This is a genomic window from Ensifer sp. GW823-FHT05D09 (assembly GCF_058795755.1).
Map to the genome: position 1 here is coordinate 765,103 of NZ_JBXAIA010000003.1, position 25,861 is coordinate 790,963.

A 25,861-nucleotide genomic window follows, 5' to 3' on the forward strand; every position below is an offset into this window, starting at 1 on the left:
CAATGAAGAGAAAATCCATGCAGGATACGGAAAAGACGGTGCTGGACGCCGCCGATCGGCTCGTCGAGGCCTTTGCCCGCCATGACGCGCAAGCCTATTTCTCAGCCTTCGCGCCGAACGCGACCTTCATCTTCCACAATCTTGAACGGCCCTTGCGCAGCCGGGCAGAGTATGAGGCCGAATGGGCGTTGTGGGAGACCCGCGACAAATTCCGCGTTCGTGCCTGCCAGTCCAGCGACCGGCATGTGCAGGTGATCGGCAACGTTGCCGTCTTCACGCACGGCGTTCAGACCGAACTTGAAATCGGCGGCGAAGCGCTGACGTCGCAGGAAAGAGAAACGATCGTGTTTGAACGGGATGCAACCGGCGCTTGGCTTGCGGTTCACGAACATCTGTCGCGCGCCAGCTAGAGGTGCAGACGTTCGGCTAGAGAGCGCCGATAACCACGGCGGAGATGAAACAGAACGCAGCCATGAAGGCGATTGCGTGCGGGAAAAGTGTGATCGGCGAGCGGCGCTGTGGGGCCGCCGCGTAAAACGCGTATCGGGACTGGATCGTCGGTTTCGCAGCGTTCATCGCGTCTCTCCGTCGTTCAGGTCGGAAACAGGACCGTCAATAGTCATGTTCTCCGATATTCTCGATTGAGTTTATAGATATTATTTTCTCCATTCCACCCCGAAAGTGAAAAATCATCCGCCGACCGTCCGCTTCAGTGCCGATTGCGGTCGCGCTCCTGAACATGTCTGGACCAGCTTTCGCTGAACCATGGCGTCAGCAACGACACATCGGCTTCGCGATGGGAGCGGGTAAGACCGACGTCGGCCTCAACGCAGGTCCACACCGTGAACGCGGTCAGTTCGTGTTTTCCGAAGGTCTGGATCAGCGGGATGTCGGCTGCATCGCGGCCACGGGCAACGGCGATGCGCCCTGCCCGGCGCACATTGTTCTTGGCGTCGAACGTAAACCAGCGGTCACCGAGAAACACCTCGAACCAGGCATTGAAATCCATCGGCGCAACCCTCTCCTCGCCTTCGAGGTCGGGCATGTAGCCGTTGACGTAGCGCGCCGGCATGTTCATGCAACGGCAAAGCGCGATGGCGAGATGCGCATAGTCGCGGCTGACGCCGAGGCGATCCTCATGCGCTTCGAGCGCGCTACGCATCGCCTGGGCATAGCCGTAGCTGAACACCAGGCGCTCATGCACATAATCGCAGATTGCCTGCACGCGCGACCAACCTGGCGCCGCATCACCAAAAAGCCTCCAGGCAAGCGCGCCCAGCCGATCGGTCTCGCAATAGCGGCTGGCGGCGAGATAGGGCAGCGTGTTCGGCGGGAGTTTTTCGACGGGAACGGCCAGCGCCAGTGGATCGGACGCGTCGGGCCGGCCATCGTCCTCTATGACGGCATCATAGGTCAGCATGAAATCACCTTCCGGCGCGATCATGCGCAGGCAGGCGTTCTTGTGCGGATCGACAACCTCCTCCATCTTGACAATCGGCGAGGTCACGGGGCCGCGCTCGCGCCTGATATCGGGTCGCCTTTCGGCAACCACGGAAAGGTAAGTCATCATCGGCGTCGGCTGGGGACAGCGGATGCCGATCTCATAGCCAAAGCGTACGAACATCTCCAACCTCCCTCGTTCGGCAGGAATGTTTCACGCCCCCCTTTGTTCCCTCTAGATCGGGACAAATCCGTGCTGCATACGCACACAAGAAAACGCTGAAACAAGAAGGGTCGCGGGCTCGACAAAGGTCTAGATATCGATGGCTCAGGCTCACGAGAAGCCCGGATCGAGCCTGCCCATTCCGAGCCCAATTCTAGGCCCGAACGCCGCAGGCGACAACCGCATTCGCCGGTGCCGCCCAACCGAAGTGCACCAGACCGGGCTCGACGACTGTCGCCGGCAGGAAAGTCTACGCGGACACATGACATCTGGCGAAACTCGCCTATATTGGCGCGAAAGCGGCAGAAATGCCGACAAATCAAATGTTTGGAACCGTCGATGACCGCCCCTTTGTTCCCGAAGGCAGATACGAGACCGCCCGGAAAACTTGGCTCCAGCAAAATGTACGCTCAGTTTCAAACCTTCGACTGGTCCGCAACAGCGCTCGGTGCGGTCGACGACTGGCCCACGGCGCTGACGATGACCCTGAGAATGATGTTCTCGTCGCCGGTCGCAATGGCTGTCCTTGCCGGTCGGGACGGCGTGATGATCTACAACGACGCCTATATCGAGATCGCCGGCAAGCGTCACCCCGATTGCTTCGGTCAATCGGTCTTGATCACATGGCCGGAGGTTGCCGCATTCAACCGGCAGATCATTGCCGATGTCTTTGCCGGCGAAACCGCATCCTTCGAGGATGCGCCGCTGACGCTCTATCGCAATGATGTTGCCGAAGATGTCTGGCTCGATCTGGATTACAGTCCTGTTGTCGATGACGATGGCAGCACAATCGCGGTGCTTGCCATCCTCGCAGAAACGACGAAGCGGGTAAAAGCGGAGAAAGCCCTTCGCGACAACCAGGAGCGCCTGTCGCTGGCGCTCAGCGCTTCCGGCGTCGTCGGCATCTGGGACTGGCGGGTCAGGGAAGACCGGATCTACGCCGACGAACGTTTTTCCGACCTGTTCCATGTGTCACGGGACATTGCCCGCGACGGTGCACCGATATCGGCCTATCTCGCCTCCATCCATCCGGATGATCTCGAGAGCCTTGAAGCGGCGATGACGCGGGCCATTGAAACCGGCGAAAGCTTCACATCGGAATACCGGATCGTTCAGCCGGAAGGTGGCGTGCGCTGGGTGCTTGCCGAAGGCCGGCCGGCGCTCGACGAGCATGGCATCTGCGTCCGCTTCCCCGGCATTGCCGTCGATATTACCGAGCATAAGGAGGCGATCGAGGCGCACGCCCGATCCGAGGCGGCCTTTCGAACACTCGCAAACGCCATGCCGCAAATGGTCTGGTCGACCCGACCCGACGGCTATCACGATTATTACAACGCCCGCTGGTACGAATTCACCGGCGTGCCGGAAAACTCGACCGACGGCGAAGGCTGGAACGGCATGTTCCACGCGGAAGACCAGGAGCGCGCCTGGGCAAGCTGGCGCCATTCTCTGGAAACGGGCGACCCTTACCAGATCGAGTATCGCCTGCGCCACCACAGCGGCGTCTACCGCTGGGTGCTGGGGAGGGCCCTTGCGATCCGCGACAATCGCGGACGGATAACCCGCTGGTACGGCACCTGCACCGACATTCACGACACCAAAATGGCCGCCGCCGAGCGGGAGGTGGTGGCCCACGAGCTCAGCCACCGCATCAAGAACATCTTCTCCGTGCTCAGCAGCATCATCAGCCTTTCCGCGCGCTCGAACCCCGATGCCCAGCCCTTTGCCCTGGAATTGCGCAAGCGCATCGAGGCGATGGGCCGGGCGCATGATTTCGTGCGCCCGCACAGCCAGGCGTCACGCCCTGTGCCTGTAGAACAGTCGATCTTCGGGCTGGTCGAGGAACTGCTGGTTCCCTACGGCAATGCTGACGAACGCATCAGCGTCAGCGGTGAGGACATCCAGCTTGGCGACAGCGCCGCCACGCCGCTGGCACTACTGCTGCACGAACTGGCGACGAACGCGGCAAAGTATGGCGCGCTTTCTGGCGATGCGGGTAAGCTCGCAATCAGCGGCCGACAGCATGAAACCGACTATATCCTGGAATGGCGTGAACATGGCGGAACGGGCGCTGTCGGCGAACCCGATCAGGAAGGCTTTGGATCGCGGCTGATGAGAATCAGTGTCGAGGGCCAGCTCGGCGGCAAGCTCGTCAGGCGCTGGGAGCCGGATGGCGTTCACGTAACGGTGACCATGCCGCGCGCGGCAGTTACGCGAACGAACCGCCTTTCAGGGCAATAGGACTGAGACACCATGTGAAAGGCAGCGCGAAGTCGCCGCCTTTGATCGTCGCTATAGTTGGCGCACGCTCAGGACCGCGGGCGTCACGCGAAAAGCGTCAGGCGCTCCGGTGGCTCCGCGTCAAGTGTGCGGCGGCGCGCGACGGCATAGTTGACGGCCTGCTTCATCTCATGATCGGCAACGGGCTTGCTGATGACGCCGACGGTTCCGGGCACGCCGTCCCCGAGCTGCGCCGGATTGGCTGTCATGTAGAGGACGGTGATGCCGTGTTCGGCGGCAAGCATCCGCCCGATGTCCTTGCCGGTCGGCCCATCCCTCAGGTTGAGATCGACAAGGGCGACCTCCGCCATCGGAGCAAGGCTGATCGCGGTTGCCTGATCGGCAGCGATGCCCACCGGACGATGCCCAAGTTCCGAGACCACGTATTCGATTTCGGTCGCAACGAGAAACTCGTCTTCGACAATCAGTACTCTGCAAGCCATATCAACTTTCCAACGCTTCACTTCACGACATTGGCGGAACCGTCTCCCAAGGTTTCCGGCTTATGCCTGTTAAACTTCAACGGTACAACGCACCATTGTCCAGCAGGGTTCCCCCTGTTTTCAATCGCGACATGCCGTTCTGCACAAGAAGGGAAGCCCGAACGATGCGGACATGCATTCGGGCGACAGGAAACGATCCCTGCCGCCTTTTTGTTCCAGGCAAATGAAAATAATCTAAACCGGCGTTACCAGCCGACCGCATCCTTGAACGAATACCACCAGGAGCCGATGGTCGAATACTGCGCACGGAACATCCGCCCACCCGGGAACGGATACCAGGGCAGCTTCTCGAACATGTCGAAGCGCGTCGCGTCGCCGTCGATCGCCTCGGCGAGCGTGCGCCCGAACAGGTGAGATCCGGTCACGCCGTGGCCGCTATAGCCGTGGGCGAAATAGGTGTTCGTCCCGATACGGCCCATCTGGGGCACGCGGGTAAACGAGAGCGCGAAATTGCCGCTCCAGGCATAGTCGATCTTCACGCCTTTAAGCCTCGGGAAGACCTTCTCCAGATTGGGCTTGAGCTTGGCCACGACATCGGCCGGGTCGGTCCCACCATAGACTGTACCGCCGCCGAAGATCATGCGCTTGTCGGCCGACAGCCTGAAATAATCGAGGATGTAGCGCACGTCCTCGACGCACATGTCGCTCGGGATCAGCGAATGGGCAAGTTCCTCGCCGAGCGGCGCCGTGGTGATCATCTGGGTCGAGACCGGCATGACGCGTGACACGAGCTTCGGCACCGCATCGCCGAGATAGGCATTGCCGCAGAGGACGACGATGCGCGCAGACACTTCGCCTTCCGCGGTGTAGACCGTCGGCCTCACCGCCTCATGGTCGACCCGCGTGACCGGCGACTGTTCGTAGATCGTACCACCAAGGCTTTCGAGCGCACGCGCTTCGCCAAGCACCAGGTTGAGCGGATGCATGTGGCCGCCCGTCGTATCAAGCATGCCGCCGCAGTAGGCGTCGGACTTCACCAGCTTGCTGAGCGCGTCGCGGTCGAGCAGTTGGTGGTCGTCCATGCCATACTTGCGCCAGAGCGCCTGCTTGGCTTCCAGTTCCTTCATGTGCGCCGGCGTATAGGCTGCATAGATGTTGCCGGGCTTCAGGTCGCAATCGATCTGATACTGGCTGACCAGCCGTCGGATAATCTTGCCGCCTTCCTGCACCAGCCCGCCGACGAAGCTTGCCGCGTCCTCGCCGTAGCGGCGCTGGATGGTGGCAAGGCTGGCGTTGAGACCGTTGACCACCTGGCCGCCATTGCGCCCCGAGGCGCCCCAGCCGACCTGCGCGCCCTCGATGACGACGACCTTGTAGCCTTTCTCGGCGAGGTGGATGGCCGTCGACAGACCGGAATAGCCGGCGCCGACGACGCAGACATCCGTCTCGACGCGACCTTTGAGCGAAACCGGCGTGCGGATGATATTGCGGGAGGCGGCGTAGTAGCTGGTGGGATAGCTGCCGTCACCGGCATAGGATTTTTGGTGTCTCGTCATCATACGATTTCCAGATAGGCACTGAATTCATAATCCGTGACCTGCTCGGCAAAACCGGCGATCTCCTGCCGCTTGCAGGCGATCAGCATCGAGCGAAGCACGGGATCGAAGATTTCGGCGGCAATCGGTCCTGCCTCGAAGGCATCGACCGCCTGCCCCCAATCAGCGGGAATTTTGGGCAATTTCTCCGCCGCATAGGCCCGGCCCGTCACCGGCGCCGAGGGTTTCCACTTGTTGCGGATGCCGACCAGTGCCGCGCCGAGGATCGCGGCGATGACGAGGTAGGGATTGGCGTCGGCACCGGCCACCCGGTGCTCGATGCGGCGCGCTGCCGGATTGCCGCCGGGAATGCGGATCGCCGAGGTGCGGTTCTCATAGCCCCAGCACACCGCCGTCGGCGCATGCGTATCCGGCCGCAGCCGGCGATAGGAGTTGAAATGCGGCGCAAACAGCAGAGTCGTTTCCGGCATGCCGCGCAGCAGGCCCGCGACGGCGTTCTTGAGGACTGCCGAGCCTTCGTCGGTGCCGTCGTTGAAGACGTTGTTGCCATCGGCATCGAGCAGGCTGAAGTGAATGTGCATGCCGTTGCCCGAGCGCGTTCCGTAGGGCTTGGCCATGAAGGTTGCCGCCAGCCCATGCTTGCGGGCGACCCCCTTGACGATGCGCTTGAAGAAAATCGCGTCATCCGCCGCCTTCAAGGGGTCGTCGGTGTGCAGCAGATTGATCTCGAACTGGCCGATGCCGTTCTCGGCGATCGCCGCATCCGCCGGCACGTTCTGACGGGCGCACTCCTTGTAGACGTCGGAGAAGAACTCGCCGAAATCGTCGAGTTCGTCGATCGACAGGATCGCGTCGGAATCGAGCCGCTTGCCAGTATAGGGCGAGATCGGCGGCACCGCGCTGTCGGGCTCCGGGTCGATCAGATAAAATTCCATTTCGGTCGCGACCACCGGCCGCAAACCCAGCTCCTCGTATTCGCGCACGATCGCCGCCAGCGCCTGACGCGGATCGGCCAGGAACGGCTTGCCGTCCTCAAGCAGGAGCCAGAGCGGAACGAGCGCGCTCGGCCGCGAGGTCCAGTTGACCGGCAGCGCGCCGCGCCCGGTGACGCCGCAGATGCCGTCGCGGTCACCGCTCGCAAACACCTGCTCGCTGTTGATGATGTCCTCGCCCCACACATCGACGCCGACGATCGACAGCGGCATGCGGATGCCGCCGCCAAGCACTTTCGCCGCCTGCTCGACCGGCACGCGCTTGCCGCGCATGATGCCGTTGAGGTCGCAGACCACGGCCTGGATGCTTTCGATAGGGCCGTTCTGCTCCAGCCAGGCCTTGAAGGCGCTCGGGTCTTCCGCGTCGAGGGTCATATCGCAAATCTCATTTTGTGATCACATTTTCGCAAAGTTGACATAATTCAGAAGTTGGAGTCAACCTCGACGGATGTTATCAGCCCGCGACCATTCCCCGTGTGGCAGAAGGAACCCGCTGATTTGAAGACCCCGACGCTGCCGCTCTTCGACCGCCCGGAAGGCATGACCACCCATGACTACGCCTTCGCCAGGCTTCGCCAGGCGATCATGGTCGGCAGTTTCCGACCCGGCACTTCGGTGACGATCCGCGGACTTGCCGAGGCGCTGGAAAGCAGCCCGACGCCGGTGCGCGAGGCCTTGCGGCAGCTGACCTCCATCGGCGCGCTGCAGGTCCTCGAAAACCGCCGCATCGTCGTACCGCACATCACGCCCGCCCGTTTCGAGGAGCTGATATCGCTGCGTATCGCGCTCGAAAGCCACGCCGCCCGCCGCGCCGTCGCCCATCTCACAGAACGACAGATCGAGCGGATCTCGGCGATCGACGACAGCATCGAGGACGAAATTCGCCGCGGCGACCAGGCCGCCGCGCTCATCGCCAACCAGGCTTTCCACCGGACGATCTACACTGCCAATCCCGACCAGATTGTCATGCCGTTGATCGAAAGCGTCTGGCTGCAGCTGGGCCCGATCCTCGGCATCGCCATGGAGCATGTGAGCGAACTCTATGTCGTCGACCGCCATCGCGAGGCGATCGACGCCCTGCGCCGCCGCGACGAGGGCGCCGTTGCCGACGCCATCGCAGCTGACATTCGCGAAGGCATCGGCGGCTTCGACCAGCAGGCCATCGCACGCCTGTTGAAGCTTGCAGCCTGACGGCAAAGCAGGCCTGGATCGATGAAATTTTAGTGTAGCTAAAATTTTCGTTGACAAGGCGTGAACGCCGCCCCAAAGTCCGTAAAATACGAGCGCATCACCCTGAAATCCCTAGCGATTTCCGGGCACGGATGGCGCGCCCACGCAGGAGATCCTCCCCGAAACGAGGACGTGGGATGAGAGGGGATTTCGCAGTGGATTCGCAGTCTCGGCCAGACAGCCCCGTATCTGAGCTTCCGCCGCTCGGCGATCGCCTGCGCCAGCGTCGCAAGGCGTTGAAGCTGACGCTCAAGGACGTCGCGGATCAGGCGGATTTTTCCGTTGGTTTCATCTCACAAATCGAGCGCGGCATCACCGTACCGTCGCTGACCTCGCTCGTTGCGGTCTGCCGCGTGCTGAAGGTCGAGGTCGGCACGTTCCTCAATTCCCCCAAACTCGCAACGCCCTTTACCCGCCATGACCAGCGCCGCGCCTACGCACTGGCAGGCTCCGTCGACAGCAATGTCTCCTATGAGCGCCTGTCCGCTTCCTTTCCGGGCAGCGTCCTGCGCAGTACCGTGGTGCACACGCCGCCGGGTCACCGCAGCGAGGCGATGACCCATGAGGGCGAGGAGATATTCTTCATCCTTCAAGGCGCCCTGACGATCGAGATCGATGGCGAGGAGACTGTGCTGGAAGCGGGAGATTCCGCACATTTCCTCTCCGGCCTCACCCACCTCACCTGGAACCACACCGGCGAACCAACCGTCATCCTGCACACCTGCACCATGGATGTCTTCGGCGACGCGCAGTCGGTGGAAACGCCGGAAGGCGCCTTTGCTGTAACACGCGCCGATGATCGGCGCAGTGCCGCCGCAAGCCCGGACAAGGGCACCGGATAGTCCCGCCCGATCCGGCCGCGCAAGCGCTTCGGCGACTGCGCTCCTCAGCTCCCCAACCTTTCGTCCGGGCGCCTTAGCCCGGCGACCGCCGCGCGTCGATCGACGCCCGAACACGAGACCGGCGCGCGGCCCCTCACCTGACCCAACCCTGCCAGAACCAGAACTGGAAACGCCATGACTGAATTGACGAAAGCACGCTTCGCGGCCCTTCGCGCCAAGATGAACGACACCGGCAGCGGGCTGGTGGCACTTGCACCCGGATCGCACATGGATTGGCTGATCGGCTATCATCCGCATCCCGACGAACGCCCCTGCCTGCTGCTGATCGGCCCCGAGAAGGAGGCATTCCTGATGCCGGCGCTCAATGCCGAAGGCACGCGCGAGCACACCGACATTGCCTTCCACAACTGGGCCGATGATGTCGGCCCAGCCGATGCCCTGACCGCAGCCCTTGCCGACGTCGGCGCTACTGCACCTGGCCGCGTCGTGCTGGACGAGACCATGCGTGCCGATTTCGCGCTGCTGCTCCTCGACAATCTGCCCGCTGATACCGCCCGCGCCTTCACGCCGGAAACGCTCGGCGCCCTGCGCATGCGCAAGGACAGAATCGAATACGACCTCCTGAAGATGAACGCCGGCATCGCCGACCGCGCCATGCAGGCGGCCTTCTCGAAAATCCGTCCGGGCATGACCGAGAAGGAACTGGCCGCTGAAATCCGGGCGCACTTTGCCTCCGAGGGCGCGGCACCGGCCTTCTGGATTGTGGGTGCCGGCGGCAACGGTGCTTTCCCGCACCACTCCGCCAGCGAGCGGGTGATTGCCGAAGGCGACGCCGTCGTCATCGACATCGGCGGCCGCAAGCAGGGCTTCCCGAGCGACATCACCCGGATGGCGATTGTCGGCCGCGCGCCGGAAGGCTACGGCCAGATCCACGCGATCGTCGAGCGGGCCGTCCAGGCGGCGCTAAAAGCCGCTCGTCCCGGCGTCCTCGCCAAGGAAGTCGACGATGCGGCCCGCAAGGTGATCGCAGACGCCGGCTATGGCGAATACTTCGTCCACCGCACCGGCCACGGCATGGGCATCGACGGCCACGAGCCGCCTTACATCACGGCGACGTCGGAAACGGTTCTGGAGGAAGGCATGGTGTTTTCGATCGAACCCGGCATCTACCTGCCCGGCCGCTTCGGTATCCGGCTCGAGGATATCGTCATCCTGCGCGCGGACGGACCGGAAGTGCTGTCGTCGCTGCCGCGCGACGTTCACGTCGCACAAGTCTGACATGACATTGGTGGCGCCTTCGGGCGCCACTGTTCTACCCGCTCCAACCCGCCTTGGCTGAAGGAAGGACTGAGCACCTACCGGGTCGGCGGTTTGCGCCCCTTTAGCGATTGACTGCCGTCCGCATCCTTGCCGCGACGCGGCGCATAGACCAGCTCGCGCTGTTCGGCCGGCGGCCAGATCCAGAAAGTGTGGCCGTAGGGCTTGCGCTGGATGCCCTCGTAATATTCCCCCTTCCTGGTCCGCATCTGTGCCTGTGCATCGCCGGCGAGCGTCGCCGCGCTGATGATTGCCGTGGCGAACAGAACATATCTCGATTTCAACATCTTCAAGCTCCTTGCCCCTTGTCTACGCCTGCCGGCGGCGAGGTCAACTGATGTCGAGCTTAATAAGTTCCTGCTTGACGGCCTCCGACACCTTCGACATATTGATCAGATGTCAGACCAATTTTGCGCCGAGGGGGAGGCTGAATGACTGAACAAGCCAGAGCCGCACTTCTGCCATTGCCGCCCGCCGACCGGGCGCAGCAGGTCATTGCCGCGCTCGCCGATTACGTCCAGCAGTCCGGCCTGAAACCCGGCGACCGTCTGCCGGCGGAACGCGAACTGATGACGGCGCTCGCCGTCGGGCGCTCGACCGTGCGCGAGGTCATCCGCCATTTCCAGGCACTCGGCGTCGTCGAAGCGCGCAAGGGCAGCGGCACCTATCTGCTGCGCGCCATTTCGGCCTCGACCCTCCATATGCCGCTGACGCTCGATGCCGGACACCTGCGTGACGTGCTGTTGATGACGCTCGAGGTTCGACGCGGCATCGAGGTCGAGGCCAATATGGTCGCCGCACGCCGACGCACCGACAAAGACCTCGAGATCATCGAAGTAAAACTCAACGAGATGGAGCGGGTGCACATCGCCAAGGGCACATCAGGTCCGGAGGACCTCGCCTTTCACCTGGCGATCTATGATGCGACCCACAATCCCTTGTTCCGGCAGTTGCTCGAGCAGATGCGCGAGGCCTTCGAGCGCTTCTGGGACCATCCTTTCGATCGCACGGATTTCGCCCGCCGCTCCTTCCCGTTCCACCGCACCCTCTTCAACGCGATCGCGGCAAAGGACCCTGACACCGCGCGCGAAGAAACATTGAAAATCCTCGCGATCGTCGAGGAAGACATCAAGGAAATGTCCAAATGAACAACGGCCTCGATCCGTTCGACCACGCCTCGCTGATCGTCGCGCATGACGAAGGCAATGCCTTCGACGCGGTGGTTCCGCCGATCGTTCAGACCTCGCTTTTCACCTTCAAGGACTATGACGACATGGTCGCGTCCTACAAGGGAGAGCGCGTGCGGCCGATTTACACCCGAGGCCTCAACCCAACGGTGCGCATGTTCGAGGAGATGCTGGCGAAGCTCGAAGGAGCAGAGGACGCAATCGGCTTTGCCAGCGGCATGTCGGCGATCTCGTCCACCGTGCTGTCCTTCGTCGAGCCCGGTGACCGCATCGTTGCCGTCAACCATGTCTATCCCGACGCCTTCCGCCTCTTCGGCACGCACCTGAAGCGCATGAAAATCGAAGTGACTTATGTCGACGGTCGCGACGAGGAAGCGGTTGCGAAAGCCCTGCCCGGCGCCAAACTTTTTTACATGGAAAGCCCGACGAGCTGGGTGATGGACACCCATGATGTCGCCTCGCTTGCCCGGCTTGCCAAGGACCAGGGCATCATCACCGCCATCGACAACAGCTGGGCGAGCCCGATCTTCCAGCAGCCGATTGCGCTCGGCGTCGATCTCGTCATCCATTCGGCCTCGAAATATCTCGGCGGGCACTCGGACGTGGTCGCAGGTGTCGTCGCCGGTTCGAAGGAACTGATCGGCCGCATCCGTTCGGAAGCCTACCCCTATCTCGGCGGCAAGCTCTCGCCCTTCGATGCCTGGCTCCTGATCCGTGGTCTTCGCACCCTGCCGATCCGCATGAAAGCGCATGAGCGCTCGGCGCTGACGGTGGCTCAGCGCCTGCAGGCCCATCCGCTGGTCGAGACCGTCTGCCATCCCGGCCTTGGCAACACCTTGCCGCCGGGTCTGTCCGGCACATCGGGTCTCTTCTCTTTCATCTTCCGCGACGGCGTCGATGTCAGGCACTTCGCCGATCACCTCGACCTGTTCAAGCTCGGCGTTTCCTGGGGCGGACACGAAAGCCTGATCGTTCCGGGCGAAGTCGTGCTGTCGCAGAAAGCCCAGCCCAATTCCGCGGCCGCCTTCGGCATCTCGCCGCGGTCCGTACGGCTCCATGTCGGCCTGGAGGGAACGGAGGCCCTCTGGAGCGATCTTGAAGCGGCGATGTCTGCCGCTTCGTCAGGCTGACAGGAGCGGGATGCCGCATCCCGCTCATTGCATGTGGATCAACCATCAAAAAACAAAGGGAACAAAAATGAGGAATCTGATTACCGCCACTCTGCTTGCCACCCTGATGGCAGGAAGTGCACTGGCCGATACCAAGCTGAAGCTCGTCGAGGTCATCACCAGCCCCGAGCGCACCGAGACGCTGAAGTCGATCGTTGCCAAGTTTGAAGCGGCGAATCCTGGCACCACGGTCGAGATCATCTCGCTGCCCTGGGGCGAAGCCTTCCAGAAGTTCGCCACCATGGTTTCGGCCGGCGAGCTGCCCGACGTGATGGAAATGCCCGACACCTGGCTTTCGCTCTATGCAAACAACGGCATGCTCGAAAGCCTGGAGCCCTATCTCGAAAAGTGGGAGCACACGCCGGGCCTGACCGAGCGCACGCTCGAACTCGGCCGCGACATCAAGAACACCGCCTATATGCTGCCCTACGGCTTCTATCTGCGCGCCATGTTCTACAACAAGAAGCTCTTGTCGGAAGCCGGCGTCAACGAGCCGCCGAAGACCATGGACGATTTCGTCAAGGCATCGGAAGCCGTCTCCAAACTGCCGGGCAAATCCGGCTACTGCTTGCGCGGCGGTCCGGGCGGCCTCAACGGCTGGGTGATGTTCGGCGCAACCATGGCCGGCAGCAACAAATTCTTCAATGACGACGGCACCTCGACCATGAACAGCGAAGGCTGGGTCAATGGCCTCACCTGGGTAATCGACCTCTACAAGAAGGGGCTGGCTCCGAAGGACAGCGTCAACTGGGGCTTCAACGAGATCGTCGCCGGCTTCTATAGCGGCACCTGCGCCTTCCTTGACCAGGACCCGGATGCATTGATCGCCATTGCCGAGCGGATGAAATCGGAAGACTTCGGCGTCACCACCATGCCGAAGGGCCCGAGCGGCAAGGCGTTCACCACCATCGGCTTTGCCGGCTGGTCGATGCTGTCGGCAAGCCAGAACAAGGACCTCTCCTGGAAGCTGATCGAGACGCTCGAAGGGCCGGAAGGCAACATCGAGTGGAACAAGCGCACCGGCGCGCTGCCGGTGCACAAGGCCGCCGAGAAGGATCCCTTCTATGCGAGCCCGCAGTTCAAGGGCTGGTTCGACGAGCTTGCCGACAAGGACGTCGTTTTGACCGTGATGCCGACCTACCTCGAGGAATTCGCCTTCTTCAAGGATTCGCTCGCGATCAAGACCACCCAGGAAGCCTTGCTTGGCGATATCACGCCAGCGGAGCTCGCCAACCAGTGGGCCGATTACCTCACCAAGGCGCAGCAGAAGCACCTCGCCAAGAAATGAGCCTTCGGCCGGCGGCGCTCTGAGGCGCCGCCGGTCACCCGATGTCGTGAAAACAAGGCACGCCAAAAAAACCGGCGGCCGCACAGGGGAAATTTCGATCGATGGCCTATGTCGCCCGCCAAGACGGCCTGCCCGCAAGCAGGACGCCGCTGATGAAGCGCATCGCCGATGGCGCCGCACCCTATCTCTACAGCGCTCCGGCGCTGATCCTGATCGTCACCGTCATGCTGGTGCCGCTGGCACTCGGCGTTTCCTATGCCTTCCGCGATATCCAGCTGCTCAATCCGTTCTCCGGTGCCTTCATCGGCCTCGATCACTTCCGGGCACTGTCGCAGGACCAGGCCTTCTATCGGGCGCTGCGCAACACGCTCTGGTGGACCGGAGCCTCGGTCTTTCTGCAGTTCCTGCTGGGTCTTATCTTGGCGCTGCTGCTCGACAAGCCGTTCTACGGCCGCGGACTCGCGCAGGCGCTCGTCTTCCTGCCTTGGGCGGTGCCGAGTTTCCTTGCCGGCCTCAACTGGTCCTGGCTGTTCAATCCTGTCGTCGGACCGCTGCCGCACTGGTTTTATGCGATCGGCATCATGAGCGAACCCACAAACATTCTCTCCGACCCGCAGCTGGCAATGTGGGGGCCGATCATCGCCAATGTCTGGTGGGGTATCCCGTTCTTCGCCATCACCCTGCTCGCGGCGCTGCAGGCTATCCCGCGCGATCTCTATGAAGCTGCCAGCATCGACGGAGCCGGCCCGGTGCAGCGGTTCCTGTCGATCACCCTGCCCTTCCTGGCGCCGACGATCGCCATCACCATTCTCTTGCGCACCGTCTGGATCTCGAACTTCGCCGACCTGATCATCGTCATGACCAATGGCGGGCCGGCCGATCGCACCCAGATCGTCGCCAGCTACATCTTCACCCAGGCCTTCAAGCGACTGGACTTCGGCTATGCCTCGGCAATCGCGCTGGTGCTTCTGGCACTGCTGCTCGCCTATTCCATGCTGATCGTCATCCTGCGCCAATGGCTGCTGAGCAAGGATTGAGACCAATGCGCGCCAAACCCATTCTTCTCGTAGCCGCGCATCGATTGGCGATCCTCGCCTATATCGCCTTCGCGCTCTTCCCGCTCTACTGGCTGCTGAAGGTCGCAGTCACGCCGAACGACTTGCTCTACTCCGAAGGCATTCGAATGTGGCCTTCGCGTGCCAGCCTCGAGCATTTCGATTTCGTGCTGCGCCACAGTGCCTTCCCGGTGTTCTTCAAGAACAGCCTGATCGTCTCGGGCTCGACCGCCGTCATCGTCACCGTCCTCGCCTCGCTCTCCGGCTACGCGCTGTCGCGCTTCAACTTCCGCGGAAAGTACTGGCTGGTGGCGCTGATGCTGCTGACGCAGATGTTCCCGCTCGTCATGCTGGTCGCGCCGATCTTCAAGATCCTGTCGCCGCTCGGCCTCACCAACAGCCTGACCGGTCTCATCATCGTCTACACCGCCTTCAACGTGCCCTTTGCCACCTTCCTGATGCAGTCCTTCTTCGACGGCATTCCGAAGGATCTCGAAGAGGCGGCGATGATCGACGGCGCAACCCAGTTCGTCGCCTTCCGTCAGATCATCCTGCCGCTGACGCTCCCCGGCATCGCCGCCACGCTCGGCTTTGTCTTCACCGCTGCCTGGAGCGAGCTTCTGTTTTCGCTGATGCTGATCTCGGGCAACGACCAGGCGACTTTTCCGGTCGGGCTTTTGTCCTTCGTGTCGAAATTCTCGGTCGACTTCGGCCAGATGATGGCCGCGGGCGTGCTGGCGCTGATCCCGGCCTGCCTCTTCTTCCTGCTCATTCAACGCTATCTCGTCCAGGGCCTGACGGCCGGCGCGGTCAAAGGCTGAGGATCCACCATGGCTTCCATCGATATCGCCAATATCCGTAAATCCTACGGCATCCACCCGGTCCTGCACGATGTGGACCTCAAGATCGGCGACGGCGAATTCGTCGTGCTGGTCGGCCCGTCCGGCTGCGGCAAGTCCACCCTGCTGCGCATGATCGCCGGCCTTGAAAGCGTCACTTCGGGCGAAATCCGCATCGCCGGCAAACGCGTCAACGAACTGGCGCCGAAGGACCGCGACATCGCCATGGTGTTCCAGTCCTATGCGCTCTATCCGCATATGTCGGTCGCCAACAACATGAGCTACAGCCTGAGGCTGAGGAAGACAGCCAAGGAAAAGATCGCCAGTGTCGTCTCGGGCGCTGCGTCCAAGCTCGGTCTCGATCCGCTGCTGGAGCGCCGCCCGCGTGCCCTTTCCGGCGGCCAGCGCCAGCGCGTCGCCATGGGCCGCGCCATCGTGCGCGAACCCAAGGCCTTTCTCTTCGACGAACCGCTGTCAAACCTCGACGCACGCCTGCGCGAACAGATGCGCGCCGAGATCAAGAAGCTGCATAAGGATCTGGGCGCCACCTCGATCTACGTCACCCACGACCAGATCGAAGCGATGACGCTGGCCGACCGGATCGTCGCCATGAACGGCGGCTTCGTCCAGCAGGTCGGCAGCCCGCTCGATCTCTATGACCGTCCGGCCAACCTGTTCGTTGCCGGCTTCATCGGCTCGCCCGGCATGAACTTCTTCGAAGGCACCTATCGCAACGGCCAATCGCCTCGCTTCGAGACAAAAGGTGGCGTCACCATCCCGGCGCAAGTGCATGCGGAACTGGCAGACGGCGCCAGCGCGACGCTTGGCATCCGGCCGGAACATGTCGAGATTGGCACCACGGCACCGGATGCATTGAAGGCGACGGTCGATCTTGTCGAACCGACCGGCTTTGGCATCATCCTGCATCTGTCCTTCGGCAAGGCGATCTTCAAGGCCTTCACCAACGACCGCGCCTTCCTCAAGGCATCGGGGGAAATCCCGGTACGGTTGCCGCCGGAGCGCCTGCACTTCTTCGACGCCGACGGCAATCGCGTCTGATCGCCGGGTCGCGGGCGGAATTGCACGCCCTGACAGGTGCCTGACGGTATCGCCCAAGACCGGAGATTGACATCTTCGGACCGAGGCGTACCGTCATCCCGTCGCAAGTATCAACCGCCCGTGGCGCCCAATTGAGAGAAGCAAGTACCGCCAAGACGACGAATTGACGATAGCCTTCCTTGCCACGCGCCCGGCGATTTTGAGGAAGTGTCATGCGAAACTCTGTTGTTGCCCTTGCCTTTTCGACAACGCTGCTCTGTCCCATCGCCGCCCTTGCGCAAGAGGGCGATGCGGAGGCGGGCGCGACCGTATTCAAGAAATGCGCGATCTGTCATATCGTCGACAGCGATACCAACAAGGTCGGCCCGTCGCTCAACCACGTGCTCGGCCGCACCGCCGGCACCCACCCCGACTTCAAGTACTCGCCGGCGATGATCGATGCCGGCAAGGGCGGGCTTGTCTGGGACGAGGCGGCGTTGCGCGACTATCTCCACAATCCGAAGGCGAAGGTGAAAGGCACCAAGATGGTCTTTCCCGGACTGAAGGATGAAGGGGATATTTCCAACCTGCTCGCCTATCTCAAGCAATATTCGCAATAGACGCAACGGTTGGAACCGCCGACGGGCACTCCACCGAACGGTCAATTGCGAGTATTTTCCGTTCGTGCAATACTTGTATTTGAAACTCTACGGATTGCGTATTCATGCCCACAGCCGCAAGCGGCGAGGAGGGACAAGAAATGGCCGTGGTGGTTATTCTGGTTTTGCTGGCCGCCGGATCGGTGTTGTTCCATTTGTTGAGCCCGTGGTGGTGGACGCCGATCGCGTCCAACTGGAACTACATAGACAATACACTCATCATCACCTTCTGGATCACCGGCGCCGTCTTCGTCGCCGTCGTCCTGTTCATGGCTTACTGCGTCTTCCGTTTTCGGCACCGCCCGGGAAACCGGGCGGCCTATGAACCCGAAAACAAGAAGCTCGAAAGCTGGCTTGCCGCCGGCACGACGCTGGGCGTCGCGGCAATGCTGACGCCGGGTCTATTCGTCTGGCATCAGTTTATCACCGTGCCGGACGGGGCAAGGCAGGTCGAAGTGGTCGGGCAGCAATGGCTGTGGAGCTTCCGCCTGCCTGGCGCCGACGGCAGGCTCGGCACGTCGGAGACGCGCGACATCTCGCCGGAAAATTCGCTCGGCCTCAACCGAAACGACGCGGCCGCCCTCGACGACATCATCATCGAAGGTGGCGAACTGCACCTTGAGATCGGCAAACCGGTCAAGATGCTCCTGCGCTCGGTCGACGTGCTTCATAATTTCTACGTGCCGGAGTTCCGCGCCAAAATGGACATGGTGCCCGGTATGGTCACCTTTTACTGGCTCACGCCCACGCGCACCGGCACTTTTGAGGTTCTTTGCGCCGAACTGTGCGGCGTCGGCCATCCGCAGATGCGCGGCACCGTCGTCGTCGACAGCGCGGAGGATTACCAGACCTGGCTCACGAGCCAGCAGACCTTTTCGCAGTTGATGGCAGCAGCACAGACAAAGGAAACGGCACAGGCAGGAAATGCCGCCCCGGCGCGGTAGGAGGCGCCCCGACGGCCATTGTTGGGAGAGTTTAGATGGTCGATATCCGGTCAGGCACAGATAGGGCGCTCGGACCCGCCGAGGTGGAGGATGTCGAGCTCTACCATCCGCATAGTTGGTGGACGCGCTATGTGTTCAGCCAGGATGCTAAGATCATCGCCGTTCAATATGCGTCTACCGCCATTGCCATCGGCATGGTCGCTCTGGTTCTCTCCTGGCTGATGCGCCTGCAGCTCGGCTTTCCCGGCGCCTTCGCCTTCATCGACGCCGAGCGCTATTATCAGTTCATCACCATGCACGGCATGATCATGGTGATCTATCTGCTGACCGCCCTGTTTCTCGGCGGCTTCGGCAACTACCTGATCCCGCTGATGCTCGGCGCGCGCGACATGGTGTTTCCCTATGCCAACATGCTGAGTTACTGGCTCTATCTTCTCGCCGTGCTAGTGCTGGTCTCGAGCTTCTTTGCGCCCGGCGGGCCGACCGGCGCCGGCTGGACCCTCTATCCGCCGCAGGCCGTGCTGTCAGGCACGCCCGGCGGCAAGGACTGGGGCATCGTGCTGATGCTTTCCTCACTCATCCTCTTCATCATCGGCTTCACCATGGGCGGGCTCAACTACGTGGTGACCGTGCTCCAGGGCCGTGCGCGCGGCATGACGCTGATGCGCATGCCGCTGACGATCTGGGGCATCTTCACCGCGACGGTCATGGCACTGCTCGCCTTCCCCGCCCTCTTCGTCGCCTGCGTCATGATGCTGTTCGACCGTATTCTCGGGACCAGCTTCTTCATGCCGGCAATCGTCGAGATGGGTGAACAGCTGCAACACGGCGGCGGCAGCCCGATCCTGTTCCAGCATCTCTTCTGGTTCTTCGGCCACCCGGAAGTCTACATCGTTGCGCTGCCCGCCTTCGGTATCGTCTCCGATCTCATCAGCACCCATGCCCGCAAGAACATTTTCGGCTACCGCATGATGGTCTGGGCGATCGTCGTGATCGGCGCGCTCTCCTTCGTCGTCTGGGCGCACCACATGTATGTCAGCGGCATGAACCCCTATTTCGGCTTCTTCTTCGCCACGACGACGCTGATCATTGCCGTGCCGACGGCGCTCAAGGTTTACAACTGGGTGCTGACGCTCTGGCGCGGCGATATCCACCTCAACCTGCCGATGCTGTTTGCACTGGCCTTCATCGTCACCTTCGTCAATGGCGGGCTCACCGGCCTCTTCCTCGGCAATGTCGTCGTCGACGTGCCGCTGTCCGATACGATGTTCGTCGTTGCCCATTTCCATATGGTCATGGGTGTCGCCCCGATCCTCGTCATCTTCGGCGCCATCTATCACTGGTATCCGAAAGTCACCGGCCGCATGCTCAACGAGGCGATGGGCCAGCTTCACTTCTGGGTCACCTTCGTCGGCGCCTACCTGATCTTCTTCCCGATGCACTATCTCGGCCTGATCGGCGTTCCCCGGCGCTACTACGAAATGGGCGAAACCGCCTTCGTGCCGGCCTCGGCCCATACGCTCAACGAGTTCATCACCATCGTTGCCCTCATCGTCGGCGCGGCCCAGATCGTCTTCCTGTTCAATCTGGTCTGGAGCATCCGCCACGGGCGCGAGGCCGGCGGCAACCCCTGGCGGGCAACGACGCTCGAATGGCAGACGCCGGAAACGCCGCCGCGCCACGGCAACTGGAAAGACCTGCCGGTGGTCTATCGCTGGGCCTATGACTACAGCGTGCCGGGCGCTCCGGAGGATTTCATCCCGCAGAACCAGCCCGGTCCCGACAACCTGACGCGGGAGACGGCGACATGAGTGTCACGCTGATCTTCCTTGCCGTCATCGCCGCGATCGCCGGCTGGTGGCTGTCGCAGCAGCGGATGTTCTCGAAGCCCTGGCTGGAGGTCGGCCAACACCACGACACGCGTCCGCAGGGCCGGCGCCCGATCGAGCCGGCCAAGATCGGCCTCGGCGTCTTTCTCGCCGTGGTCGGCGCGCTGTTCACCCTCTTCATCAGCGCCTATTTCATGCGCATGGCATCGACCGACTGGTGGTCGACGCCGATGCCGAAGCTTCTCTGGCTGAACACGGCGGTGCTCGCGTCAGGAAGCCTGATGCTCCGTGCCGCCAAGGTGTCGGCTGAACGCCACCGCGACGATGCCAGCCGCACGGCGCTGATCGCCGCCCTTGCCTTGGGCCTCGCCTTCCTCGTCGGCCAGGTCTTCGCCTGGCGCGAACTCACCGATGCCGGCTATCTGCTCACCGGCAACGCGGCCAACAGCTTCTTCTACATGATCACGGCCATGCATGGCCTGCACATCGTCGGCGGCCTGGTCGCGCTTGCCCGCACCATTCTGACAACGCGCAAGGGACCGATCGACTCTAAGGGGACACTGTCGATCACGCTCTGCGCCACCTACTGGCATTTCATGCTCGCTGTCTGGATCGTGCTGTTTGCGCTGTTCTCCGGCTGGGCAAACGACTTCATCGACCTCTGCCGGCAAATCTTGACCTAGGAGCTGCCCCATGTCCGCGCCGACACATTCTCCTGTCACAGAGCCCCTACCCCGGCCGTCAGGGCTGGCTGGCTTTGCCGCCGACTGGGCATCGGATCAGCGCACCTTCAAGAATGTCTCCTGGGGAAAGGCCATGATGTGGATCTTTCTCTTGAGCGACACCTTCGTCTTCGGCTGTTTCCTTGTTGCCTACATGTCGGCGCGCATGTCGACCGTCGTGCCCTGGCCGAACCCGAGCGAGGTCTTCGCGCTGCACATCGGCGGCTCCGACGTGCCGCTGATCCTGATCGCCATCATGACTTTCGTGCTGATTTCCTCGAGCGGCACCATGGCGATGGCGGTCAACTTCGGCTATCGCCGCGACCGTCGCAAGACGGCGGCACTGATGGTGCTGACCGCGCTCTTCGGCGCCACCTTCGTCGGCATGCAGGCGTTCGAATGGACGAAGCTGATCTCCGAAGGCGTGCGCCCCTGGGGCAACCCGTGGGGTGCGCCGCAGTTCGGCTCCACCTTCTTCATGATCACCGGCTTCCACGGAACGCACGTGACGATCGGCGTCATCTTCCTCCTGATCATCGCGCGCAAGGTCTGGCGCGGCGATTTCGAAACGGGAAAGCGCGGCTTTTTCACCAGCCGCAAGGGGCAGTACGAAATCGTCGAAATCACCGGCCTCTACTGGCACTTCGTCGACCTCGTCTGGGTCTTCATCTTCGCATTCTTCTATCTCTGGTGAGGAACGGCCATGACTGACGCACCGGCACATATTGCAGTCAAAGAGCATCAGCAGCACCCAATCGGCCTTTATCTGCTGGTCTGGGGCCTGCTTTTCGTGCTCAGCGCCTTTTCCTACATGGTCGATTATGTCGGCCTGCAGGGCTATCTCAGATGGTCTCTGATCCTGCTCTTCATGATGTTGAAGGCGGGGCTTATCGTTGCCGTCTTCATGCACATGGCGTGGGAGCGCCTGGCGCTGATCTACGCCATTCTGCTGCCGCCGCTCCTGGTGCTGGTTTTCGTCGCGCTGATGGTGTCGGAATCGCACTACGTGCTCTTCAGCCGTCTCACCTTCTTTGGCGCTGCGCCCTGAGCGAGACGTCGCCGGTCAGAGCAGCAGCAGTTTCTTGAGAACCGAGAAGACTTCCTTGTAGGGAAGAATGGTAGCGCCGGCAGCGGCGATCGGCAGAAGGGCAGCCGCTGCAACAGGCACGATGGCCGACCGGTTCAACAGCATCGCCGACAGCTTGCGCGTGGTCTCGAACTGTTTGGTCGGATCGGCGATGTCGTCGGCCTGCTGCTGGGCCTCGTCGGCACTTTCCGCCACAACGTTCGTTCCCAGGATTTTGCGCTCGTTCAAACGCTGATAGCGTGTGGCCTGCGTGCCCAGCATCAGCAGGCTCTTCTCCTTCAATTCCGCAAGCGGCTTGGAGAAGGCCGACAACGGATAGGCAAAGAGCGCGAGCACGACCACCAGCCAACCGCCGGCAATGATGCTGAATGTGGTGCTCGTCAGGCTTTCCTGCAGCAGATGCTTGGCAACTGCAGCGCCGATCGCCGCGCTGACGCCGAAGATGAAGAGGACATAGGCGTTGGGATAGCTGGCGAGAAAAGCCAACCCGCCATTGCCATCAGGGTGGGTTGCCACCAGCCGGAGCTCCAGTCGGGCGATCCGGCGCAACAGCTGCGCCCAGACGAAATGTCGCCAGAGCCCGCGCAAAAGCAGGAACACGAACAGCGGCTGGCTGACGAACACCATCCACCAGGCGGTCAAGGTGAGGCGGTTGCCGTCGGGCGAAACCTCAACCGCCCAGGACGACACAGTCGCCGCGTGGGTGTTGGCGAAAGCCACCACCGCAGCGACAATCGCAAGGACAAGGCAGACCGCTTCTGCGACCCGCGAGTCACGTCTTTCCAGCGCGGTCGTCACGGCCTGGGCGAAAGGCGCAACAGAACCGGGTGCGATCAACGGTGCCTTCAGAAATTGCCCGAGCTTGATGCGCAACCCGCGCTCGACCTGCTGTTCGTCGAGCACGAAGGCGCCGATCGCCACCACAAAACGGGCCCAGACGCCGAGATCGCCGAGATAGGAGCCCGGCGTGTCAGCCGCGAGAAAGCTGCGTGGTAGCCCGAGCAAGAGCGGCACGAACCAGGCCAACCCGACGAACAACAAGGCTCGCCTGCCAGTCTTCAGCGAGCGCTCGTGAAGCAGCCCAAATCGTCGTTGCAACTCGAAAAACGGCCCGCCATGGGCCGCCAGATACTCGCTAGCGGCAGGATCAGGACGCCGCGCCGCTTGTCCCTTCCCCGCTTGCTCCTTGTTCTTGATCCCCAAGAGCGCTCAATCCTCGGTAATGGTCCAGTTGTCGTTGGGATTGAACTGCTTGATATCGCGCGCCATCGCATCCGTGCCCTCTCCGAGATCGGCCTGATAGACGATACCGTTGCGATTGACGACGAAAGTATTGACGCCCGTTTCGCCATATTTTACCGGCCACGCGACGAGCCCGAAGCCCGCAATCATATTGCCGTTGATGACATAGTCGTAGGAGCCGCCGGCGATGTTTCCACCCTGGCGAGTCAGGATCTTGAAGCGATAGCCGTAATAGCCTTCGTTCGCCTTGGCCTTGTCGAGCTCGGCCTGCGAAAGGTCGCCAGCAGGGCTATCACCATCCCCCTGCTCTGCCGGCCAATAGAGGCCATCCGTCTTGCCTTCGCTCGAAATCAGCTTCTGGGCATATTCGAGCACGCCGTCGCCGTCATGGTCTTCCTCGGCATACTCTTCCTGCGCATCGATATAGGACCGCACGGTCGCGATGGCCTCAAGCTCATTCTCCCCAACGCGACGGTTGATGATCTCCTCGATGCCGGCATAGGTGTCGAAAGCCCATTTGCCACCGTCGTCCTTGGTGATCGGGAACGGCAGGGGCCAGAGTTCGTCGCCGATCTCGATAATCTTATGGTCGTCCTCGTCGGTCAGAACGACCTTCTTGGCAGCACCGGCCTTGATCTTCTCGAAAGTGTCCATGACGCCTTCGCTCTTTTTCAGCTTTTCGGCATCAAGGCCGAGCAAGGCGGCAAGTTTGCTCAGGTCGGCCGCGCCCAGGGTTTCCTTGAACGCTGCCACCGCTTTTTCCGGGTCGTCGAAGGTGGGAGGATCAGTCGGCGAAATGTAATCTTCGAGTTGCGCCGGCTCGCTCTCGGCCGCCAGGGACACACCCGCGTAGACCGACAGGCCGAGCAATGCGAGCCCGACACCCGAACGGAAAATCATGCTCTGACGATGATACTTGGTCATGACCATACCCTCCCGTTTCACGCGCTCAACGACGACGTCCACCGCCACCACGGCCACCACCACCACCATGACGGGCACCGCCGCCACCACCGTGCCGGGCCATGGATCGCCCGCCGCCGCCCCCGCCCTGACCGACCGACCGGTGCGGTCTACCGCCACTACGGGCGCCACCCCCCATGGCCTTCCCACCGCGCCGCGACTGGATCTGCGTGGCCTTGCCCGAGCGTACTTCACCCAGGCCCGACGGCTTGCGCGGACGGTTGTCGGCCTTGGCCGCCGGACGTGGCTTGCCGGCCGGGCGGTTTATCTTGCCCCCGGAGCCGGCCTTGGGCCGCGAAACATTGTCCGGCCGCTTTGCCGCGATGTTGCCGGCCGCAGGTCTGTTACCTGCCCCGATGTTCGGCTTTGCGTTGCCCGGCCGGTTCTTCAGGCCATCGACCTTGTTGGCGCGAACGTCCTTCAGGTCCTTGAAGGACCCGGTATCGACCTTCTGCCGCAGATTTGCACTGGCATTGCTCCGCGTGATCTTGGCCTTGTCGCGGATATTGTTGTGGCCGTTCGCCTCAAGCTTGTTCTTCATGTTCGTTCGGTCGAGCTTGGCGAACTGGCTCTTGTCGATATTGATCTTGCTGCGGTCAACGTTCTTCCAATCGATATCGTTGAACTTGACCTTGCCGTTGATGTTGTTGAAGCAATTGTTGCAGTCGACGTCGATGTCACCATCGAACCGGCCGCCCCACACGCCCCAGTCGTCCCAGTCGACCATCGCGCCGAACACGGCCCCGGTCACAGCGCCAGCAAAGAACGTCGCCGCCGGATAGTAGTAGTTCGGGTACGGTTCGGGGTAATAGGACAGCGGCTCCACTGCATAGTCCGGCACGTAGAGCATCTCCGGCTCGTACTGCGGCACGTAGATCTTTTCCGGATTGGCCGCCTGAATGATGACGTTTTCGTTTTCCTGGACGACCTTCATCTTGTCGTCGGTTTTGAGCACGCCTGAGGCGACTGCCTTGTCGCGAAGCTGCTGAATGGCGACCAGCACGTCCTTCTGCTGGTAGGCCATGGCATCGGAGAGCGACTGCGTCCAGTCGAGGTCCTCGCTCATCATCTTGACGAGATCGGGATAGTTCAGGAGCGATATGACGCTGCCGTCCCAGCTGTCCTTCGGCTTCAGATCCTTGTTCTTCTTCAGATTTTCGAGGAAGCGCTCCGCCTCGACGATCTGCAGCGGGAACAGCGAGGCCGACGCTATGAGCGCGATCAGCTCATCTGGATATAGCGCGATCCGGGCGACCAGAACTTCCAGCTCGTCCTCGCTGAGCGGTTCCGGCTGTTCCGGCGCAGCCGCCTGCCCGGATGGGGCGGCAGCTGGCTGTTCCTGCGCATAAGCGCGAAAATTATAGGAATAGGGTTCAGGGATCAGCAAACACGCAGTCGCTAGAAAACAGATCGATCGATGCAAACGGATGACACGCTTAACTGCCATTTCCCCTCCCGATCGGACGCGCTGTGGCGTCACCTGTAATAGTCTGCTGGTGCGTGGATCTCTTCTGCC

At 61.9% G+C, this 25,861-nt stretch carries 26 protein-coding genes; 17 read left to right on the forward strand and 9 right to left on the reverse strand.

The features are described from left to right. The first annotated feature begins 17 nt into the window (after nucleotides 1–17). Complete coding sequence (locus AC1Q80_RS14040; protein ID WP_209791111.1) at nucleotides 18–410, forward strand: YybH family protein; 393 nt, start codon at nucleotides 18–20, stop codon at nucleotides 408–410. A 16-nt stretch (nucleotides 411–426) separates the two neighbouring features. On the opposite strand, the gene AC1Q80_RS14045 is transcribed toward AC1Q80_RS14040, so the two are convergent. Together AC1Q80_RS14045 and AC1Q80_RS14050 are read right to left on the reverse strand one after the other, a co-directional pair. Continuing rightward, nucleotides 427–576 (reverse strand): hypothetical protein, encoded by a 150-nt coding sequence (locus AC1Q80_RS14045; RefSeq protein WP_492360768.1) that lies wholly within the window; start codon nucleotides 574–576, stop codon nucleotides 427–429. Between the two features lie 133 nt (nucleotides 577–709). After that, nucleotides 710–1,624 (reverse strand): transglutaminase-like domain-containing protein, encoded by a 915-nt coding sequence (locus AC1Q80_RS14050; protein ID WP_173423849.1) that lies wholly within the window; start codon nucleotides 1,622–1,624, stop codon nucleotides 710–712. Nucleotides 1,625–2,065: 441 nt separating this feature from the next. Here AC1Q80_RS14050 and AC1Q80_RS14055 point away from each other — a divergent pair, with 441 nt between their 5' ends. Next, complete coding sequence (locus tag AC1Q80_RS14055; RefSeq protein WP_492360769.1) at nucleotides 2,066–3,904, forward strand: PAS domain-containing sensor histidine kinase; 1,839 nt, start codon at nucleotides 2,066–2,068, stop codon at nucleotides 3,902–3,904. 83 nt (nucleotides 3,905–3,987) lie between these two features. Here AC1Q80_RS14055 and AC1Q80_RS14060 read toward each other — a convergent pair whose 3' ends face one another. The 3 genes from AC1Q80_RS14060 to AC1Q80_RS14070 all read right to left on the reverse strand — a co-directional run bounded on the left by AC1Q80_RS14060 (nucleotide 3,988) and on the right by AC1Q80_RS14070 (nucleotide 7,309). Continuing rightward, nucleotides 3,988–4,407 (reverse strand): response regulator, encoded by a 420-nt coding sequence (locus AC1Q80_RS14060; protein ID WP_327795866.1) that lies wholly within the window; start codon nucleotides 4,405–4,407, stop codon nucleotides 3,988–3,990. A 224-nt stretch (nucleotides 4,408–4,631) separates the two neighbouring features. Beyond that, complete coding sequence (locus tag AC1Q80_RS14065) at nucleotides 4,632–5,945, reverse strand: NAD(P)/FAD-dependent oxidoreductase (RefSeq protein ID WP_209791113.1); 1,314 nt, start codon at nucleotides 5,943–5,945, stop codon at nucleotides 4,632–4,634. Beyond that, on the reverse strand, nucleotides 5,942–7,309 hold the full coding sequence (locus AC1Q80_RS14070) for a glutamine synthetase family protein (RefSeq protein WP_173423845.1): 1,368 nt from the start codon (nucleotides 7,307–7,309) through the stop codon (nucleotides 5,942–5,944). The genes AC1Q80_RS14065 and AC1Q80_RS14070 overlap by 4 nt, the downstream gene beginning before the upstream one ends. Nucleotides 7,310–7,432: 123 nt before the next feature. Here AC1Q80_RS14070 and AC1Q80_RS14075 point away from each other — a divergent pair, with 123 nt between their 5' ends. The 3 genes from AC1Q80_RS14075 to AC1Q80_RS14085 all read left to right on the forward strand — a co-directional run bounded on the left by AC1Q80_RS14075 (nucleotide 7,433) and on the right by AC1Q80_RS14085 (nucleotide 10,284). After that, nucleotides 7,433–8,125: a GntR family transcriptional regulator gene (locus AC1Q80_RS14075; protein WP_173423844.1), complete on the forward strand. Its 693-nt coding sequence runs from the start codon at nucleotides 7,433–7,435 to the stop codon at nucleotides 8,123–8,125. Nucleotides 8,126–8,319: 194 nt separating this feature from the next. Next, nucleotides 8,320–9,006, forward strand: coding sequence for a helix-turn-helix domain-containing protein (locus AC1Q80_RS14080; RefSeq protein WP_492360770.1), 687 nt, complete (start codon nucleotides 8,320–8,322; stop codon nucleotides 9,004–9,006). Between the two features lie 174 nt (nucleotides 9,007–9,180). Further along, nucleotides 9,181–10,284: a M24 family metallopeptidase gene (locus tag AC1Q80_RS14085; protein ID WP_492360771.1), complete on the forward strand. Its 1,104-nt coding sequence runs from the start codon at nucleotides 9,181–9,183 to the stop codon at nucleotides 10,282–10,284. Nucleotides 10,285–10,361: 77 nt separating this feature from the next. Here the strand turns inward: AC1Q80_RS14085 and AC1Q80_RS14090 are convergent, their stop codons facing one another. Beyond that, a complete protein-coding gene (locus tag AC1Q80_RS14090; RefSeq protein WP_492360772.1) occupies nucleotides 10,362–10,610 on the reverse strand; it encodes a hypothetical protein in 249 nt (82 codons plus the stop codon). Between the two features lie 144 nt (nucleotides 10,611–10,754). On the opposite strand from AC1Q80_RS14090, the gene AC1Q80_RS14095 reads away from it, so the two are divergent. The 12 genes from AC1Q80_RS14095 (at nucleotide 10,755) to AC1Q80_RS14150 (ending at nucleotide 22,101) form a co-directional block, all read left to right on the forward strand. Next, nucleotides 10,755–11,471: a FadR/GntR family transcriptional regulator gene (locus AC1Q80_RS14095; protein ID WP_173423840.1), complete on the forward strand. Its 717-nt coding sequence runs from the start codon at nucleotides 10,755–10,757 to the stop codon at nucleotides 11,469–11,471. Next, nucleotides 11,468–12,640, forward strand: a complete 1,173-nt coding sequence (locus AC1Q80_RS14100) for a PLP-dependent transferase (RefSeq protein WP_492360773.1) — start codon at nucleotides 11,468–11,470, stop codon at nucleotides 12,638–12,640. Before AC1Q80_RS14095 ends, AC1Q80_RS14100 begins: the two co-directional genes overlap by 4 nt. 67 nt (nucleotides 12,641–12,707) lie before the next feature. Further along, complete coding sequence (locus AC1Q80_RS14105) at nucleotides 12,708–13,967, forward strand: ABC transporter substrate-binding protein (protein ID WP_492360774.1); 1,260 nt, start codon at nucleotides 12,708–12,710, stop codon at nucleotides 13,965–13,967. Between the two features lie 101 nt (nucleotides 13,968–14,068). Continuing rightward, nucleotides 14,069–15,004: a carbohydrate ABC transporter permease gene (locus tag AC1Q80_RS14110; protein WP_173423837.1), complete on the forward strand. Its 936-nt coding sequence runs from the start codon at nucleotides 14,069–14,071 to the stop codon at nucleotides 15,002–15,004. 5 nt (nucleotides 15,005–15,009) lie between these two features. After that, entirely contained in the window at nucleotides 15,010–15,843 is an 834-nt protein-coding gene (locus tag AC1Q80_RS14115; protein WP_492360775.1) for a carbohydrate ABC transporter permease, read from the forward strand. Nucleotides 15,844–15,852: 9 nt separating this feature from the next. After that, nucleotides 15,853–16,920 carry an ABC transporter ATP-binding protein gene (locus AC1Q80_RS14120; protein WP_209791118.1) on the forward strand — a complete coding sequence of 356 codons (1,068 nt, stop codon included), beginning with the start codon at nucleotides 15,853–15,855 and terminating at the stop codon, nucleotides 16,918–16,920. 212 nt (nucleotides 16,921–17,132) lie between these two features. Beyond that, entirely contained in the window at nucleotides 17,133–17,519 is a 387-nt protein-coding gene (locus AC1Q80_RS14125) for a c-type cytochrome (protein WP_173423834.1), read from the forward strand. Nucleotides 17,520–17,659: 140 nt separating this feature from the next. After that, complete coding sequence (locus tag AC1Q80_RS14130; protein WP_173423976.1) at nucleotides 17,660–18,502, forward strand: cytochrome c oxidase subunit II; 843 nt, start codon at nucleotides 17,660–17,662, stop codon at nucleotides 18,500–18,502. A gap of 35 nt (nucleotides 18,503–18,537) precedes the next feature. Further along, the gene (gene ctaD, locus AC1Q80_RS14135) at nucleotides 18,538–20,313 is read left to right on the forward strand and encodes a cytochrome c oxidase subunit I (protein WP_492360776.1); all 1,776 of its coding nucleotides are present in this window, start codon (nucleotides 18,538–18,540) and stop codon (nucleotides 20,311–20,313) included. After that, on the forward strand, nucleotides 20,310–21,014 hold the full coding sequence (locus tag AC1Q80_RS14140) for a cytochrome c oxidase subunit 3 (protein WP_492360777.1): 705 nt from the start codon (nucleotides 20,310–20,312) through the stop codon (nucleotides 21,012–21,014). The genes ctaD and AC1Q80_RS14140 overlap by 4 nt, the downstream gene beginning before the upstream one ends. Before the next feature lie 10 nt (nucleotides 21,015–21,024). Next, nucleotides 21,025–21,747 carry a heme-copper oxidase subunit III family protein gene (locus AC1Q80_RS14145; protein WP_173423831.1) on the forward strand — a complete coding sequence of 241 codons (723 nt, stop codon included), beginning with the start codon at nucleotides 21,025–21,027 and terminating at the stop codon, nucleotides 21,745–21,747. A 9-nt stretch (nucleotides 21,748–21,756) separates the two neighbouring features. Continuing rightward, the gene (locus tag AC1Q80_RS14150) at nucleotides 21,757–22,101 is read left to right on the forward strand and encodes a cytochrome C oxidase subunit IV family protein (RefSeq protein WP_492360778.1); all 345 of its coding nucleotides are present in this window, start codon (nucleotides 21,757–21,759) and stop codon (nucleotides 22,099–22,101) included. Nucleotides 22,102–22,116: 15 nt separating this feature from the next. Here AC1Q80_RS14150 and AC1Q80_RS14155 read toward each other — a convergent pair whose 3' ends face one another. The 3 genes from AC1Q80_RS14155 to AC1Q80_RS14165 all read right to left on the reverse strand — a co-directional run bounded on the left by AC1Q80_RS14155 (nucleotide 22,117) and on the right by AC1Q80_RS14165 (nucleotide 25,792). Next, nucleotides 22,117–23,178 carry a hypothetical protein gene (locus AC1Q80_RS14155; protein WP_492360779.1) on the reverse strand — a complete coding sequence of 354 codons (1,062 nt, stop codon included), beginning with the start codon at nucleotides 23,176–23,178 and terminating at the stop codon, nucleotides 22,117–22,119. A gap of 171 nt (nucleotides 23,179–23,349) precedes the next feature. Continuing rightward, complete coding sequence (locus tag AC1Q80_RS14160; RefSeq protein ID WP_492360780.1) at nucleotides 23,350–24,306, reverse strand: DUF2950 domain-containing protein; 957 nt, start codon at nucleotides 24,304–24,306, stop codon at nucleotides 23,350–23,352. A 25-nt stretch (nucleotides 24,307–24,331) separates the two neighbouring features. After that, on the reverse strand, nucleotides 24,332–25,792 hold the full coding sequence (locus AC1Q80_RS14165; RefSeq protein ID WP_209791121.1) for a DUF3300 domain-containing protein: 1,461 nt from the start codon (nucleotides 25,790–25,792) through the stop codon (nucleotides 24,332–24,334). Nucleotides 25,793–25,861 lie beyond the last annotated feature (69 nt).

Excerpts from the sequence above, each read along its gene's own strand:
- AC1Q80_RS14085 (WP_492360771.1), top strand. The coding sequence starts at position 9,181 with ATGACTGAATTGACGAAAGCACGCTTCGCGGCCCTTCGCGCCAAGATG.
- AC1Q80_RS14095 (WP_173423840.1), top strand. The coding sequence starts at position 10,755 with ATGACTGAACAAGCCAGAGCCGCACTTCTGCCATTGCCGCCCGCCGAC.
- ctaD (WP_492360776.1), top strand. The coding sequence starts at position 18,538 with ATGGTCGATATCCGGTCAGGCACAGATAGGGCGCTCGGACCCGCCGAG.
- AC1Q80_RS14090 (WP_492360772.1), bottom strand. The coding sequence starts at position 10,610 with ATGTTGAAATCGAGATATGTTCTGTTCGCCACGGCAATCATCAGCGCG.
- AC1Q80_RS14160 (WP_492360780.1), bottom strand. The coding sequence starts at position 24,306 with ATGACCAAGTATCATCGTCAGAGCATGATTTTCCGTTCGGGTGTCGGG.
- AC1Q80_RS14055 (WP_492360769.1), top strand. The coding sequence starts at position 2,066 with ATGTACGCTCAGTTTCAAACCTTCGACTGGTCCGCAACAGCGCTCGGT.
- AC1Q80_RS14120 (WP_209791118.1), top strand. The coding sequence starts at position 15,853 with ATGGCTTCCATCGATATCGCCAATATCCGTAAATCCTACGGCATCCAC.
- AC1Q80_RS14110 (WP_173423837.1), top strand. The coding sequence starts at position 14,069 with ATGGCCTATGTCGCCCGCCAAGACGGCCTGCCCGCAAGCAGGACGCCG.
- AC1Q80_RS14040 (WP_209791111.1), top strand. The coding sequence starts at position 18 with ATGCAGGATACGGAAAAGACGGTGCTGGACGCCGCCGATCGGCTCGTC.
- AC1Q80_RS14070 (WP_173423845.1), bottom strand. The coding sequence starts at position 7,309 with ATGACCCTCGACGCGGAAGACCCGAGCGCCTTCAAGGCCTGGCTGGAG.
- AC1Q80_RS14105 (WP_492360774.1), top strand. The coding sequence starts at position 12,708 with ATGAGGAATCTGATTACCGCCACTCTGCTTGCCACCCTGATGGCAGGA.
- AC1Q80_RS14045 (WP_492360768.1), bottom strand. The coding sequence starts at position 576 with ATGAACGCTGCGAAACCGACGATCCAGTCCCGATACGCGTTTTACGCG.
- AC1Q80_RS14100 (WP_492360773.1), top strand. The coding sequence starts at position 11,468 with ATGAACAACGGCCTCGATCCGTTCGACCACGCCTCGCTGATCGTCGCG.
- AC1Q80_RS14145 (WP_173423831.1), top strand. The coding sequence starts at position 21,025 with ATGTCCGCGCCGACACATTCTCCTGTCACAGAGCCCCTACCCCGGCCG.
- AC1Q80_RS14165 (WP_209791121.1), bottom strand. The coding sequence starts at position 25,792 with ATGGCAGTTAAGCGTGTCATCCGTTTGCATCGATCGATCTGTTTTCTA.
- AC1Q80_RS14065 (WP_209791113.1), bottom strand. The coding sequence starts at position 5,945 with ATGATGACGAGACACCAAAAATCCTATGCCGGTGACGGCAGCTATCCC.
- AC1Q80_RS14130 (WP_173423976.1), top strand. The coding sequence starts at position 17,660 with ATGGCCGTGGTGGTTATTCTGGTTTTGCTGGCCGCCGGATCGGTGTTG.
- AC1Q80_RS14115 (WP_492360775.1), top strand. The coding sequence starts at position 15,010 with ATGCGCGCCAAACCCATTCTTCTCGTAGCCGCGCATCGATTGGCGATC.
- AC1Q80_RS14140 (WP_492360777.1), top strand. The coding sequence starts at position 20,310 with ATGAGTGTCACGCTGATCTTCCTTGCCGTCATCGCCGCGATCGCCGGC.
- AC1Q80_RS14050 (WP_173423849.1), bottom strand. The coding sequence starts at position 1,624 with ATGTTCGTACGCTTTGGCTATGAGATCGGCATCCGCTGTCCCCAGCCG.
- AC1Q80_RS14125 (WP_173423834.1), top strand. The coding sequence starts at position 17,133 with ATGCGAAACTCTGTTGTTGCCCTTGCCTTTTCGACAACGCTGCTCTGT.
- AC1Q80_RS14150 (WP_492360778.1), top strand. The coding sequence starts at position 21,757 with ATGACTGACGCACCGGCACATATTGCAGTCAAAGAGCATCAGCAGCAC.